Source organism: Chitinophaga sp. 22308, assembly GCF_052045305.1.
Taxonomy (GTDB): Bacteria; Bacteroidota; Bacteroidia; order Chitinophagales; family Chitinophagaceae; genus Chitinophaga; species Chitinophaga varians_A.
In genome coordinates this window covers 117,255-132,573 of the sequence record NZ_JBQEOP010000012.1, presented here as the reverse complement: position 1 = coordinate 132,573, position 15,319 = coordinate 117,255, and the positions used below count along the sequence as shown (strand labels likewise).

The following is a 15,319-nucleotide window of genomic DNA, read 5'->3' as shown; positions in this document are numbered from 1 at the left end:
TGGAGGCTATGGTAGTTCGGCCCTAATCTTACAAGCCATGTATCCGACTTTCAGATAGCCACGTTTATTGCATTGTATAGGGTCAACAACTACTCCCGGTTGCCATGCTCTGATCGCCATCTTTTAATTGCATGACTAATGGCCCGGATCAATATTATTGATATTAATATTGCGAGTATGCAAAATGAGGCGATGTTGACTGTCCGATATGAACTAATGTTAATTATGCACATAAGTGCGAAAGTAAGTGCCATTAACTTACCGCTGCCCTCAAAATCATCCAAAATTAATAGCCGTAACCTTAGTTTTCTTGCCAAGGTTTCGAGCAGTTTACCTATAATGAGTATTAAGAGTAAGCACCCGGTAATTATAGCTAAGGCCTGCAATACATCTGAACTCATATAAAGAACGGATTAAAAAACATTATTCGCTTCCTTAAAAATCATGGAAAAGACAATTTCATTAAAATTCGGAAAAGCTCTATTAAAAGACTTCTTATTGGCTAATTGGAGGCCAACACCTGCTAGTTTTATAAGAGCTGCATCTGTGTTGAACGCGACTGCAATTTGCTCAATCGTCGCGTCCTTTGGAATGGTTTTCCCTGTTTCTAAAAGGCACAACGATGTTTGGCTAATACCAACTGTATATGAAAATGTTCGTTGATCCATTTTGTAATGCTCTCTAATAATACGTATTGCATGTCCTACTCCCATCCGAATCAATGTTGAGCTGCGTATTCTTTAGGCAGTGTGAGGGTAAAAGTGCTACCACAGTTGAGTTGGCTTTTAACAGTGAGCGTTCCCGTTAGTTGCTCAGCGAACGTTCTGGAAATATGCAAGCCAACGCCAAGGCCTGGTGCATCCTTGTCTAAGCGTACACCTGCCTCAAAAATTGTTTGTAGTTTATCTTCTGGTATTCCTATGCCTTCATCCTTTACAGAAAGTACGCAGTTACCATCGTTTTCAGTTGCAGAGAGTAAGACGGTTGTACCCCTATGGCTAAATTTGATGGCATTTGATGTAAGGTTGGTAACAATTCGGTTTAGTCGGGTAGGGTCACTGGTTATTTTGTCAGGGGTTTTATCTGATATTGAAAGTTTTAATACTATGTCACGAGCTAAAGCTGCTGGTTTTAAGAATAATATTACAGATTCCATTAATGTAATGGGATCTACTTCTTGAATTACCGGGCTATTGTCGCCGTTGTTTAAGAAGTGAAAGGTGTTTTCCCTTAAATCTTTTATTGCTATACAAACGAGCTGAAGCATTTGGTAGTACTCAACCCAATTTTCAGTAAATGCCGGAAGGGAGAAATTATCCAGTAGATATTCTATCCCATTTAAAGGCGCGCCGAGATCATGGTTGACGGCTTTCATAAAGTCTTTCATTTTACGCAGCTCGATCTGGAGATACTGATTGGTCTTGTTGAGGGATTCTATTTCCCGCTGGTGAGTTTCGTCATTCTGCATCCTATCTTTATGCTCAGCAGGTAGAAGAGGAAAGGTTTGATTCATTAGAATAGAGTTTTTTTAATGTCATTGATGAAATGAGAACGGCTGGGAGTTTGCGCGGGCTGATCTTAAATAAACGAATTTGCTGCACAAAAGGTTTTGACTGATAATCAATGAATAATGTAAAAAGTCTACTTTTTTTGATTTTTCGTTTATGGTAAATATACTAAATAAATACATGCCTATAGGCATGTATTTATTGTTCAGGGGTTTGTGATTTTCCGTGTCAAAAGAATGTATGGCAGAACTATCGGCTATTGATCGATATATAATAGATAAGGTAAGGGAGTTTAGAGAGGCAAAGAAGTATAGCCAAGAGCATCTTTCTTTATTAGTTGGTAAGGCAGAGGGGTATATTGGTAATGTCGAAAGCCCTAAGCGCGGGAAACATTATAATACAAAAATGCTTAATGAGCTTGCGAAAGCCCTGGAATGTTCACCCAAAGATTTCTGGCCGGATCAGCCGCTATAAAGTAAAGGTCACCAGTTAGAACTGGCGACCTTTACAATTGTAAATAAGAATTGTTGCGATTGTGCAGAATATTAGCGAAAGAATGGTGAGTGATGTTATTTTGACGTTTTTGGGCGTCTGTCAGGCAATTTCTGCTAATTTTCGTAAATCAAACACAAATAAGTTCGAGTTTTGTACCATAGGGTTCACAGACAACTTACAAACCTCGCGTTAGTCGCGGGGTTTTCTTTTTTAGTTGAGCGTTTAGTTGAGTTCCTTTTGCATAACCCCGATTTCTTTCCCGTACTTTATACAGGTTAATCAGATTTTACTAAGATAGAAAATAACTAATGAATTATCGTCCATGCAATATTGAATTTTTGGGCCTTGAAGTTAAAAGGGAGTAATACAAGTCTATTTGCATTTAACACGTTTTCTGTACTCTCTCCAAGATTAAACACTTATCTTTAGTCGTGGAATTCTGGTCGGAGATGCCCAATTTATTCTCGATGAAAATAATAATTTCTATCAGTATTTGATACCTTTTTTACTGCATACGAAATATCAATATTGAGATTTACGCATCTTATTTGCTGTTGTGGGAACATGTAAAGAAGAGTCAAAATAGATCAGCTTTTACTAAGATACAAAGTGTTGTCACCATTAATCAAAATATTATATGAGTGAATCCCGGATAGCAGTTGTAATAAAATTACCAGCATCTGGCCGTACGCTCCCGTAACATTCGGCGGTTAACAATTTAAAGTTGACGAATTCATTCGCCAATCCATATACGAACCGGAGAAAAAATGTTCCGCGGTTGGAGAATTATAGGAATGTGAAGATAGTACTGGCTTATAAGGTGGTAGATGCATCACTGAGCAAGAGATGGGTAAAGGATAGGTGAAGGATACTAAAAGGATGCCACAGGAATGCCGCTGCAAAAATTGTGAATCAATAGATAATAAGAATAAATTTGATAGCTGGTGGAATGGTATTGCTGATAGTATTTTACAGCAGAGTAGTTGATAGAATAATATACTTTTAAACTCATACAGGTTTGTTTTAACCAGAAAAAATGTTTTTCTTCGCATTGGTTGTTATTAACCCAACCTATATATCGGAAGCCATTTGGAATGTTTGAGATGCAGTAGTACTACACCTATCACCTGTTCCTATCCGATTTACTAACAGTGTAACAGTTACCGGAAACGGTAGCCCAGAATCTTATTGTTTAATGGTGCGTATGAGTGCCCTATACCAATTTATGCCGCTAATGAGAAAATTAGTTCAGATCTCGTTTTTTTTGCTGATAGTATTTCTGTCTTTTAGGCTGATGGCCCAGGATATCACAGCCGATGCGTCTGTAGATGCAGGAACTGTTGCTAAACAAAGAACAGCGGCAATCGATGTTAATCTGTTCACTGGTATACCACAGATAAGGGTGCCATTGTTTGCCTATAGCCGCGGAGAATTAAAACTAAGTGTTGATCTGAGTTATTTTGCCGGTGGCGTGCAGGTACGGGAGAAAGCACCTGAAGCGGGTATGAGCTGGAGCTTAAACGCCGGTGGTGCGATCATGAGATCTGTTAGAGGTGGGCCGGATGATTTTACGCAGATAGGGTTTCTGTATACTCCTGTATTGCCACAGAATGTGCCAGACAATGTGCGCGAGGATATTTTTTATAACAAACAGGATGCGCAGGCGGACATCTATATCTATTCGGTCAATGGCCTTTCGGGAAAATTCATGATAGGGAAAGATAAGAAGATTTATCTAAGTGAACAACGAAATATCAGTATTATTCCGGAGTTTTCTACAGTTCCCAATGCCAGCTACACGTTAACCGCTTTTACTATTATTACAGAAGATGGCGTGCGTTATGAGTTCAGGGACATAGAACTTGAAAAGCTGGATACTCAGGATGATCAGAGTCTCTTTATCAATAAGTACTATCCATCTGCCTGGCACCTAACCAGCATAAAAGATCCCTATAACAGCGATTCCATTAATTTTCAATACGAAGAAAGTGGTGCAGCGTACGACTACAGTGATATAGCGGAGAGCCTGACATTTATAGGATTCGATAAGTTTTATTCAATGGCGACTTCTTCTTTAAACCGGAACCTGCTAAAAATTAAACGGATAATTCTGCCCTCCAATCAGTCTGTTGAATTTGATCGCAGCGCAAGAATGGAAGGGGGAGCGGCCTTGAACACCATCAGGATACTTAATAATGGTAAGGAAGTGGAAAGATTCCGATTAGACTATATGTTGTATGATGCATATTACAAAAACTGGGAAGAACATCCTGAGCTGCAATTGAATGGGCATCAGTACGGACCTACTCTCCGGTCTTTTCTGAGGCGAATAGTGAGAGTGACGCCGGCAGGGCATCTTATACACTATGCCTTTACCTATAACAAGGAGTACTTGTTGCCTGATAACAAGTGGTCAGGGGGAATTGACCGATTCGAAAATCTGCCGGACCCTGCTTTGGGAATTCATTCCCGTGATCATTGGGGGTTCTATAACGGTAAAATGAATAATTCCAGTATTCCTGCATCTGTAGCAGGAATTCCGGCAGGAGACCGAGAGCCAAGTGCTACACATGTATTAGCAGGAAGCCTTAAATCAGTTACATATCCTGATGGAATGGTACGCGCGTTTGAATTTGAATCACATGAACGAGCCAATATAAACAATATTGCCATGGAGGTGTCAGCACGGGTGAATGCTTCCGGTTCCTATACACTGGAACTTGCTCAGCATTATACCAATCAGCATCAGCTGCAATTTCGTTTTGATCCCGGTACAGATATTCCCCTGCCCACCAATTGCACGTTTGTACTTACATTGAAGGATGCAGCAGGAAATGTGGTCCGCACTGGTTATCTGAGTATAAATGATCTGTTGACCGGGGATGTTATTTGGGCTTTGAATACGCCGTCAGCTAATTATACACTGTCGGTACAAACGCCGTCTAACTGTAGTTTCCCCGTTGAATCCGCTATCCGTGTTACCTGGACGAACACCAGGGCGTCCGGCCAGAATGTTATCGGAGGCGGGATAAGAATAGCCAAGGTAACCACCTATGCGGGGAACCAAAGTGTTGCTCCGCTTATTACCAGGTATAAATACACTCTGGCCGATGGTGTTACCTCTTCAGGTTACATGGCGCATTTTCCCCGTTATGATTATCGTCGTACTACCTACTACTCGAACAATGTCTCAAGAGAAACAAGAATTGTTGCTTCCGATCCCTATAATAACCTGAAGTATGTTTCAGGTAACGTTGTAGGGTACAGCAGAGTAGAGGTTTCCGAAGGGCCGTCAGGGGAATCAGGAAAGACAGTGTATGAATTTTCAGATTTCCGTGATGTCAACTTTAACCAACAACAGGTGGAGTATCCTTACGTTCCGGTTGAAAAAGCGGAATGGGGACTGGGATTGCCCAAAAAAATACTGCTTTACGATAAATCCGGAAGACTGGTAAAAAAGACAACCCATGAATATAATATCATTCAACAGGCATTAACAGATGAAAATGTAGCAAGCCTGCTGGTGTCGCATACAATAAGCTATGCCCATACCTCAGAAACAAAGGTATTAAAAGGCAATCGGTATTACCCGCTTTCCGGAAGAACAGAACTGTCTAAATCTATCAGTTATTCCTATTATGCCAATAATGATAGTCTTTTAAATATCACTTCTTATACGTACAGCCCGAAAAACTTTAACGTCAAAACGCTTCGTCAGGATTTTAACCGGGAGACCGGTTCTGTGATAGAGAAGCGCTACTATTACCCAGACGATTATACAGTTGCTGATGGTATACTGAAGGTGCTGAGAGACAAGGGGATTGTGAAGCTGGTGGCTACGGAAGAATGGTTGACGGGCGGTGGGCAGCCCGCCCGCATGACCGGGGGGGAAATTGTTGAATACAGCACATTTAATAATTTCATCCGGCCTTACCATCGTTATGCGTTTGCATCCAATGCTCCTGTTTTGCAGCAAGTGGTTGGTGACTTTAATCCGGCAGTATTGATACGTAAACCTGAATTGTTTAAAGCTTATTCTATATATACCCAATATGACGAAAAAGGCTTCCCGCGTACCTCACAGGTAAATGGCAAAACAATGTCGGTGATGATGAGCCCGGACAAACAATTTCCTGTTATGAGTGTGGCCAACGCTGCATACGATCAGGTGGCATATACCAGCTTTGAAAGCGATGATAAAGGAAATTTCCAATTTACAGGTGCTCCGCAAAAAGATGAGAATGCGCTAACAGGCGACTATGTGTATCCATTGTCTGCGGGTATCATCACCAAAAAGAACATTTCGCTGTCTACCCCCTATGTGCTGAGTTTATGGTATAAAGGCAATGCACCTGTGGTATCCGGCGCCACGCAGATAGCCACAGCTGTCAACACTAATACAGGGTGGATATTTAGCGAATACAGAGTAAACCTGCCGGCTATCAGTATCTCCGGGCAGTCCCTGATCGATGAAGTACGACTATTCCCACAGGGGGCGGTTATGACAACGACTACCTATGAACCATTTTTAGGGGTTACGTCTACCTGTGGCGCTGATAATATGCCTGTCTATTATTCATACGATGCGCTGAAAAGGCCGATACTGACAAGGAATCATAATAAACATATCATCGAAAAGAAAGAGTATGTCATGAATGCTCCTTTGAGTACAACGCCAGTATGGGACTATACGGAGAGATACCGTTGCCAGACCAATGCGAATGGTATGACAGGTATACAGGAGGTAGAGCAGACCGATATCAATAGCAACAGCAGTACTTGGGGAACGTTCAGATGGATTGTTAGCGGACAGTCTGATAGATGTACCCCTAAGCCGATCTGGGAGCTGACCGGAAGGAAGCGTTGCGTTACCACTTCTCAGGGAGTTAACACAGGAACAATAGAGGTGGAGAAAAAAGATGTCAACCCTAATTCAGCTTCTTATGGAACCTTTAAATGGGAAAGTGGAGGAACAGACGAGACTCTGTGCCCGGTGCCGGTTGTTTGTGAGGGTGAATCGAAGAAAATGATTAATGGTAAATGCGAAACAGGTGTGAAAGTGATCATCGAATCTGAACCGCAAAATACCGGCTGGATGTGTACTTACCAGTATCAGTTTTCTGATGGGTCCATAGCAGGCCCTTTTCAGCAGTATTCTCCTACTCGTTGTTTTTAACCTAAGCCGATTATTCTTGACATGAAGAAGTTATATATCCCTATAGTTGCACTGGCGTTTTTATGGACTTCATTACTCCAGGCACAGAATAAACCGAATAATATAAAAGTCCCCCCAGCAGTAACACCGGAGGGGCTTCCGCAAGTATTGGACGACAACACGCTGATAAACCTGGTCCGTACTTATGTTCCGGCAAAGGCTTTCTCCGACGCAGCTGCGCTGACCATGCAAACGCCAGCGGAGCAAGCAGCGGTGTTAACCAGTTATGCAGATGCAATGGGCCGGCCATTGCAAAGCATCGTCCGACAGGGTTCGCCTGATAAAAAGGACCTCGTTACCATGCATACATATGACCAGCTGGGGAGAGAAGAACGCCAGTTCCTTCCTTATGCTGCGACCACGGCTGATGGAATGTTGAAGAAAAATGCATTTCAGGAAGGGATAGATTATAACAAGGCACAATACCCCGGAGAGCAGGTTTTTTACGGCAAAACCTACTACGATGGTTCTCCACTTCAGAGAGTTACTAAAGTTTCAGCAACAGGTAACAGTTGGGCCGGCAGTTCACGTGGTGCGACGATAGACGAGCGAACGAATACCGTATCAGACTCGGTATTCAGGTGGGTTGTTAATGCGCCGGAGATCACAACCATCCCAATATCTCAAGGGATATATGGTGCCGGTCAATTACTGGTAACAGAGGAAAAGGACGAACAGGGCCGCAGTGTACTGAAATATACTGATCAGAAAGGCCGCCTGATACTGGTGCGAAAGAAAAAGGATACTGCGGCAGCCGGAGGACACATGGGATGGACCTCCATGTACATGATTTATGATGATCTTAATAATCTACGGTTTATTATCACTCCCAAAGCAGTAGAACGAATATTGGGCGACTGGAACCTGGATAATGCTACCATCCGTAAGGAGCTTTGCTTTCAATTTGAATATGATGCTAAGAGAAGGATCGTTGCGCGGATTGTTCCTGGCGGAGGATTGACAGAGATGGTCTATGATTCCAGGGACCGTCTTGTATATACGCGTGGTGCTAATCTCATTGGTAAAGGATGGATGGTTAATTTTTACGACGGTGCCAACAGACCCGAGAAAACAGGTATCTACAACGTAAATAAAAGCCGCGTGCAATTACAGCAGGAAATAGATAATATCGATGCTGTGCTGCAAAAGGATAATAAGGTATACTCAAAAGAGACCGATCTTGTGGTAAATAGCCGGGATATCACCATTCAACGTTATCAGGCTGGTAACTCCATTCGTTTTGAGCCAGATTTTGACTCGGGGAATGATGATATAGAGGCTGCTATAGTACCGGGAAGTAGCGACGGGACCTATACTGAAACAGTATTGGTTAATCCCCGACCTTCGGAGGTGGACATTGACTGGATTAGTTATAACTACTATGACGACTATGCCTGGGCTGGTGCACAGCCTTTTGAAAATGCCCAAACGGGGAAATTGGGAAATACTGGTGATCCTAATGCAGATATAGCGCTGACACCGCAGTTGGCTGTAAGGAACCGCATGACCGGTTCCCGCGTACGTATCTTGGGTACAGACCAGTGGCTGACAAGAACAGTTTATTATAATCAGAATGGGCGTACGTTTCAAACTATATCCGGCAACACTGTTGGAGGAAGGGATGTGTCAACGCTGCTGTTTGATTTTAACGGAAAAGTACTGAGCAGCTATTTCGACCATAGCAATCCATCCAGTGATCTTACCCGTCGTACTGCTGTACTGACAACTTACCAATATGATCATGCGGGTAGAATACTGGAAGTGAAGACAAAACTAAATGATGACCCGGACCTGGAGCGGGTGGTGGCAAAAAATGAATATACACCGACAGGGGAGTTAAAAAAGAAAACACTGGGCGTCCGTCCGGATGGCGGGTCGATGGATTTCCTGAGCTATGATTATAATGTCAGAGGGTGGTTGACCGGTATCAACAGAGAGTTTGTAGAAACGGACAACAGCACGCTTAACAAATTCGGGGAAGTTATTTATTATGATTATGGATTTGAGGTGCCTCAGTATAATCGTAATATCGCCGGAATCAAATGGAAAGGGGGCAGCGATAGAATAGCCCGTGCTTACGGATTTATTTATGATGAGCTTGATCAGCTAAAAAACGCTGATTTTAATCAGCAGAATACACCGGGGGCAGCCTGGACAAAGGATAAGGTAAACTATACCGTAGATAATCTGCAATATGATGCCAATGGTAATATACTTTCCATGTCGCAGCAAGGCCTGAAAGGTATAGCCAGTGCGCTGATAGATCAGTTGAGCTATGCCTATAAGCCTAATTCCAATAAGCTGGAAGGTGTAACGGATGCTGTAAATGACCCTTCTTCGTTGTTGGGAGATTTTAAAGATGCCAATGGTACTAATGCTATTGATTATGATTATGATGATGCCGGCAACCTGTTGAAAGATCTCAATAAAAAAATAACATCTATTAGCTATAACCTGTTGAACAAACCGGAGTTGATAACAGTAGAAGGTAAAGGCACCATACAGTATGTATATGACGCCACCGGCGTGAGGGTTAAGAAAATTGTAAAGGATATCACCAGTGGCACGCCTGTGGTCACCACAACAGACTATGTGGCGGGTATGACCTATAAAAATGATGTCCTGCAATTTATTCCACATGCTGAAGGAAGGATTCGTCCGGTTTATAAAGCCGGAAGCCCGATAGACTTCGTCTATGACTACTTTGAGCGCGATCATCAGGGTAACGTCAGGGTGGTGCTGACAGAGCAGACTACTCCTCAGGTGTATCTCGCTACCATGGAAAGTGCAGCCGCACCTGTCGAAACCGCGTTGTTCAGTAATGTGGATGTTACCCGCAGTGCTAAGCCAGTGGGCTATCCGGAAGACCGCCTTACCAATAAAAATGAAATGGTAGCGAAACTGAACGCAAAAGCAGGTTCTCAGAAAATAGGACCTTCTTTGGTGTTAAAAGTGACGGCCGGTGATACTGTTCAGATCAGTACAAGAGCTTTTTATAAATCAACCGGGCCTGCGTCCAGACAAGGTAATACACCGCCTGAAGAAATGGTGGCTGCATTGCTGAATAGCTTTGGCGGCAGTGCAACTGCTGCTGATGAACATTCGGCGGTAGCAGACAGAACATCGCCATTCGGCAATACCTTCACCGACAGGGATTACCGTAGTCTTACACAAAAAGATCCTGATCAGCCGACAACACAGCCAAGAGCCTACCTGAACTATGTGTTGTTCGATAACCAGTTTAAAATGGTGGATGCCAATAGTGGTGTGAAACAGGTGAAGTCAACACCGGATGAGTTGCAGACACTGGGTACTGATAAGATGGTCATCACACAAGGTGGTTTCCTGTATATCTATTCCAGCAATGAGACGCAGCAGGACGTTTATTTTGATAACATGGCGGTAGTGTTGTCACCCGGACCCATCCTGGAGGAAACACACTATTATCCCTTTGGTCTGGAGATGGCCGGTATTTCATATAACGCCAGCGGACCGCTGAGAAATAATTATCGATACAATGGTGGCAATGAATGGGAAAATGAACTGGAAATAAGTCAATACAATACTTTCTACCGGCAGTACGACCCGCAGATTGGACGGTTCCTCGGTGTGGACATCGCTGCTGAGGCAGCAAGCAATTTCAGTCCATACAGTTTTGCCTATAATAATCCTATCTTGTATAACGATCCAATGGGAGATGTATCTTCCATCTGGGAAATTATCCAAACGATTAATGCTGCAGATCAGGGTTATGGAGGTAACTGGAATGCCGCTAACGGCACTACCGCTTTCACCAATCCGCTGGATGCATTTATGACCGGTGCTGGCCAGATATCTGATATGGGTATATGGGGTAGCTACGGGGTGGCTGACAGTTACGCGAATGCAGCGGCTACTTATAACGGCCTGCTGGGTGGAGGCGGTGGCGGTGGCGGCCGAGGTGGAGGCGGCATCGACTGGTACGCTCCAATCACCACTATGTTGCCGGGAGTTAAAATACCTTATCAGCAGCGGTCTGCCTATCCGCGCGCTGGTCTGGAGATTTGGCAGCAGATGACTAATGGGTGGCCATCGCCAGTTGGAGGTGCTGCTACAGAGAATTCACCGGATTTCTTGAAATCAGTAGGAGACTATGTTTCAAACATATGGAATAGTCCGAGAGTAAGAGCAATAATTCCAGATGGTATCCAGATAGGTGCTGGTATATCGGCCTTTACTGGTTTAGGCTCATCTGTGAGTATTGAGGCAACTTGGCTTGTTCGTGGCCCGCAGGCCTCATTGAAGCCGGTTGTAACTATTACCCCAGGAGTTGGGGCTGGTTGGTCTGGCGGTATTGGGGCTAATCTGACTAATGTGTATTTTTTAGGCCCTGTGGAGTCAATAAAAAGAAGTGCGATGGAAACAAAAATAACTAACGGGGACAAAACATACTTTATAAATTTTCCGAAGGTTTCAGCAGGATATACACCTGGTGCGACACCTATTCTTACAATAACCTCTGCTGTAGACTTGCTGGGGTGGCAAAATGGAGCGGCAATTGGCACAAGTAATTCTGTTATTCTCTATAAATAAATCTTAAATGAAAAAGAAATATCCAATTATTATTGCTATTATCATATTCCTTATTATCGCATTTTTCGGAAATAAGATTTGGAATGAAAAGAACAAACGCAATTTTGATGCTTTCTATAGTGCTGATATTAATGGGAGAATTATAAATATTGGTTACAGCTCAGGAATTACATATTTTATGCTGGATAATAGTAATGCCAGGTATGGATTTGCACCAGAGGTATTTGACTATGACCATTATATGTCTTTCGAGGATAGTGCCAAGGTGGGAGATATTATTATAAAACCAGCAATGTCAGATACCGTAAGACTGATAAAAGGAACGCATACTTATCTGTTTACTTTCAGAAAATACTAAGAGAACTGTAAAGCCTGTCAATTTTCGCAGTTCAAGGATAAAAAAATCCGGGTGCTATACCCTATGAGTCACAGAAGGTAATCAAAAGAAATTAAAGTCGCTTGAATCATAGAATTTAAGCGACTTTTCTGCTTTTACCATAGCAAGGTAAATCATAGTAAATGAATCTGAAAGATTTGACGGAATTACGAAGTGGGCGGCAACTTTTCCTGACATTCCCAATTTGGTACACACTGTGCCCACAACAAGTATTGGTTTCGGAGTACCCGTTGTTCCTAAGCCACCTTTAATCAGTACAATAGGCAAGTACCACATAAATATTGTTTAAATAGAGATTATGAAAAGAACCTTAAACTGGCTAATTCCGTTAGCTATAATTTCCTGGATTTCAGCCATCACCATACATAGCAGATGACTGCACCGGAAAGAGAAGGCCGATTATTCTGTTTTTTACAATGCAAATATCAATGGCAAGATTGTAAGAGTTACAGCCAGTGTAGGATGTATGTATGTTAATCTGGATAATTCAAATGTTAGTTGCTGAGTACAATAAAAATAAAAAGGCTACACCAGGATGTATAACAAACACCTTCAAGATGTATAAAATCTAGTAGTTTCAATAACATAGTTTCACGTAAGTCTGAATACAGAATCTTGTTAGTATGCTTGAAAAATCGTTCATAGCTGACATCAAAATATATTCCAGAAGGCAAGGCGGAATGCTTATAATGCCGCTGGAAAGGATGGTATAGATTGCCATTCGATAATTAAGGTTAATGGAGAATGGATGATTATCGCTATGTTCTCCCAAAACATCTGAGCAATAGAAGAATTTTCCGCATATTCTAATTTCCCCACTTATTATATGAAGAAGTTATGATTTAATCTGACAGTTGGGTTAATGAATAAGTGTGGTTACTTAAAATTAACCCAACTGTCAGATTAAATCACAACTTCTTCAGTTTATGTGGTATTTTAAGTTTAGTTTATACAAAACTGTGCGAAGCAGTATTCTTATCCATTAAAGGTCCCAGTATTAAATGTGAGCCGCGCAGATGCAATAACCAGTCTGCCTCAATCCTCTTTTAACAGCCGGTTAGCCCTGCTATATTCCACCGCTTCCTCTATACTGTTTACCTGGAATTTACGCAGGATGTTCATCCGGTGTGCTTCGATGGTGCGGATACTGATGTTTAGCGATTCCGCGATGTCTTTGTTGTTGTGCCCCTGGCTGATCATGCGCATGATTTGTTCCTCTCGGCGCGAGAGGGAGATTTCTGGGGTGCCGCTGTTGCCGGTCGTTTGCCGGGCATCCAGGTATTTCTTTACGAGTACATCGCTTACTTCGCCGATGAAGTAATACCTGCCCTGGTGAATGGTGCGGATGGCGCTGAGGAATATTTTGTTGCTGGTATCTTTTAGAATATAACCGCTGGCGCCCATTTCAAGGGCGGCAGCTACGTAGTCGGGTTCGTCAAAGAGGCTGAAGAAGAGAATTCTTCCGCGGGGATTTTTCTCCAGCAGGCGGATGCTTGTTTCCAGGCCGTTCATGCCGGGCATGCGGATATCCATAATGATAACATCCGGTTGTATCTCTGACAGCTGTTGTATCGCATCTTCACCGCTGCTGGCTTCGCCGATTACTTCCATGTCAGCCTCACTGTTGATCAACTGTTTTAAGCCATTCCGGAATATTTCATGGTCGTCCACTAAGAAAACGGCTGTCTTTTTCATTGCTAAAATGTTAATGCTAACTGTATAATTGTTCCGGTGCCGGGCTGCGAATTAATCTGGAGTGTGCCTCCAAGCAGTTCCGCCCTTTCTTTCATATTACGGATACCGTTTACTTTCCTGGCCTGTTCGTTAGAGTAGAGCTGCTGACTGTCGAAATGAAAGCCTTTGCCGTTGTCTCTTACGGTTAGCTGCAGGAAGTTGGCGGCGCCGTCAATATCTATTTCAATGATATCTGCATTTGCATGTTTGATAGCATTGTTTAATGATTCCTGCAAGATACGATAAACGCCTGTTTTAACTTCTTTTGGCAATGTTGCGGCTGATAAGGTTTCTTCCAGCCGGAAGTCAATTCCTGGTGCGGTTTGCCGGCACAACCTGAGCAGCTCATCGATGGCGGCCCGCAGTCCGAAGTCTTCCAGCACGCTGGGGAGCAGGTCGGCGCAGATGCGTTTGGTTTCGTTGATAATGCTGTACATCATGGTATTGACCATGGCAATTTCGGGATCGTGCTGCATGCTGCGGTCTTCTATCTGTTCCAGTTTCATCCGGAGGCTGGTCAGCATTTGTCCGATGCCATCGTGTATTTCCGCGGCAATCCGTTTGCGTTCCTTTTCCTGTCCGTTGATAATAGAGTAGGACCGGATGCGCTGCTCCATTTCCTGGCGCAATAGATTTTCCTGGTTGGCCAGCTGTACTTCTTCGGTAAGCTTTCGGGCCTGCTCCTGTGCATCTACCAACCTCCGGATAATCTTGCGGATACGGGTGGATAACGGGTAAAAGATCAGGCCTGCTTCCAGCAGCAGGGTAAACAGCACCAGGCCCAGCACGATGTATTCAATTTCCTTCAGGTTGCGGATACGTTCCTTCGAAATACGGTCATAGTCGAATACAATCAGCTCCATGCCCAGCAGGTATGATTTCTCGTACGCCAGGATGGTTTGTACATAGGGGCGTATATGTGATGCGTTAAAGGTGGTATCCTGGCCCAGTACAGTTATCATTTTGCTGGCGGCGTTCCATATTTCCTGGTGCGGATTGCGGATGATTTCAAACATCTGCTTCAGTTCATCCTGGTCGTTTGCGGGCAGATTAAGGAAATTGCTGCCGGCCTGCAGGCCTTCGTGCGATTTCTGCCACTGCTTTAGTGTATTTACAAATTCTTTCCGGTTGTCCTCTATATCTCGGCCCGACTCCAGCAATAAAGCCAGCTTGCTGAGGGTTTGACTGTAGGTGCGCAGCCTGGCTGCAAAGTTGATCACATGCGCATCGTTCATCTGGTGGCTCAGCGCCTGCTGGATCTTGATCTGGCTGAATACTGACAACAAAGCAATCGTGGTGAGCGCCACCGCATAAAGGATGGTGAAGATCTTGAAAATACTTCTTTCTTCGGATACAGGATGCATAATGTTAAAGATAAACAAAGCTACGCTTGCCTTG

The 15,319-nt window shown here is 43.3% G+C and carries 8 protein-coding genes; 4 read left to right on the top strand and 4 right to left on the bottom strand.

The genetic code is table 11. The features are described from left to right. Positions 1 to 413: 413 nt before the first annotated feature. On the bottom strand, positions 414 to 713 hold the full coding sequence (locus ACTJJS_RS33110) for a helix-turn-helix domain-containing protein (protein WP_440668290.1): 300 nt from the start codon (positions 711 to 713) through the stop codon (positions 414 to 416). 5 nt (positions 714 to 718) lie between these two features. Further along, entirely contained in the window at positions 719 to 1,513 is a 795-nt protein-coding gene (locus tag ACTJJS_RS33105; protein ID WP_440668288.1) for a sensor histidine kinase, read from the bottom strand. 235 nt (positions 1,514 to 1,748) lie between these two features. On the opposite strand from ACTJJS_RS33105, the gene ACTJJS_RS33100 reads away from it, so the two are divergent. From ACTJJS_RS33100 to ACTJJS_RS33085, 4 genes are all read left to right on the top strand, one after another. Then, on the top strand, positions 1,749 to 1,982 hold the full coding sequence (locus tag ACTJJS_RS33100) for a helix-turn-helix domain-containing protein (protein WP_168873206.1): 234 nt from the start codon (positions 1,749 to 1,751) through the stop codon (positions 1,980 to 1,982). Between the two features lie 1,255 nt (positions 1,983 to 3,237). Then, the gene (locus tag ACTJJS_RS33095; RefSeq protein ID WP_440668286.1) at positions 3,238 to 7,179 is read left to right on the top strand and encodes a hypothetical protein; all 3,942 of its coding nucleotides are present in this window, start codon (positions 3,238 to 3,240) and stop codon (positions 7,177 to 7,179) included. Between the two features lie 21 nt (positions 7,180 to 7,200). After that, entirely contained in the window at positions 7,201 to 11,790 is a 4,590-nt protein-coding gene (locus ACTJJS_RS33090) for a DUF6443 domain-containing protein (protein WP_440668284.1), read from the top strand. Positions 11,791 to 11,797: 7 nt separating this feature from the next. Continuing rightward, positions 11,798 to 12,148: a hypothetical protein gene (locus ACTJJS_RS33085; RefSeq protein WP_440668282.1), complete on the top strand. Its 351-nt coding sequence runs from the start codon at positions 11,798 to 11,800 to the stop codon at positions 12,146 to 12,148. 1,074 nt (positions 12,149 to 13,222) lie between these two features. On the opposite strand, the gene ACTJJS_RS33080 is transcribed toward ACTJJS_RS33085, so the two are convergent. Both ACTJJS_RS33080 and ACTJJS_RS33075 read right to left on the bottom strand, forming a co-directional pair. Beyond that, a complete protein-coding gene (locus ACTJJS_RS33080; RefSeq protein ID WP_440668281.1) occupies positions 13,223 to 13,882 on the bottom strand; it encodes a response regulator transcription factor in 660 nt (219 codons plus the stop codon). A 2-nt stretch (positions 13,883 to 13,884) separates the two neighbouring features. Next, on the bottom strand, positions 13,885 to 15,285 hold the full coding sequence (locus ACTJJS_RS33075) for an ATP-binding protein (protein WP_440668280.1): 1,401 nt from the start codon (positions 15,283 to 15,285) through the stop codon (positions 13,885 to 13,887). Between the last annotated feature and the right edge of the window lie 34 nt (positions 15,286 to 15,319).

Coding starts and splice junctions, on each gene's coding strand:
- ACTJJS_RS33075 (WP_440668280.1), bottom strand. CDS start 15,285: ATGCATCCTGTATCCGAAGAAAGAAGTATTTTCAAGATCTTCACCATC.
- ACTJJS_RS33085 (WP_440668282.1), top strand. CDS start 11,798: ATGAAAAAGAAATATCCAATTATTATTGCTATTATCATATTCCTTATT.
- ACTJJS_RS33080 (WP_440668281.1), bottom strand. CDS start 13,882: ATGAAAAAGACAGCCGTTTTCTTAGTGGACGACCATGAAATATTCCGG.
- ACTJJS_RS33090 (WP_440668284.1), top strand. CDS start 7,201: ATGAAGAAGTTATATATCCCTATAGTTGCACTGGCGTTTTTATGGACT.
- ACTJJS_RS33110 (WP_440668290.1), bottom strand. CDS start 713: ATGGGAGTAGGACATGCAATACGTATTATTAGAGAGCATTACAAAATG.
- ACTJJS_RS33105 (WP_440668288.1), bottom strand. CDS start 1,513: ATGAATCAAACCTTTCCTCTTCTACCTGCTGAGCATAAAGATAGGATG.
- ACTJJS_RS33095 (WP_440668286.1), top strand. CDS start 3,238: ATGAGAAAATTAGTTCAGATCTCGTTTTTTTTGCTGATAGTATTTCTG.
- ACTJJS_RS33100 (WP_168873206.1), top strand. CDS start 1,749: ATGGCAGAACTATCGGCTATTGATCGATATATAATAGATAAGGTAAGG.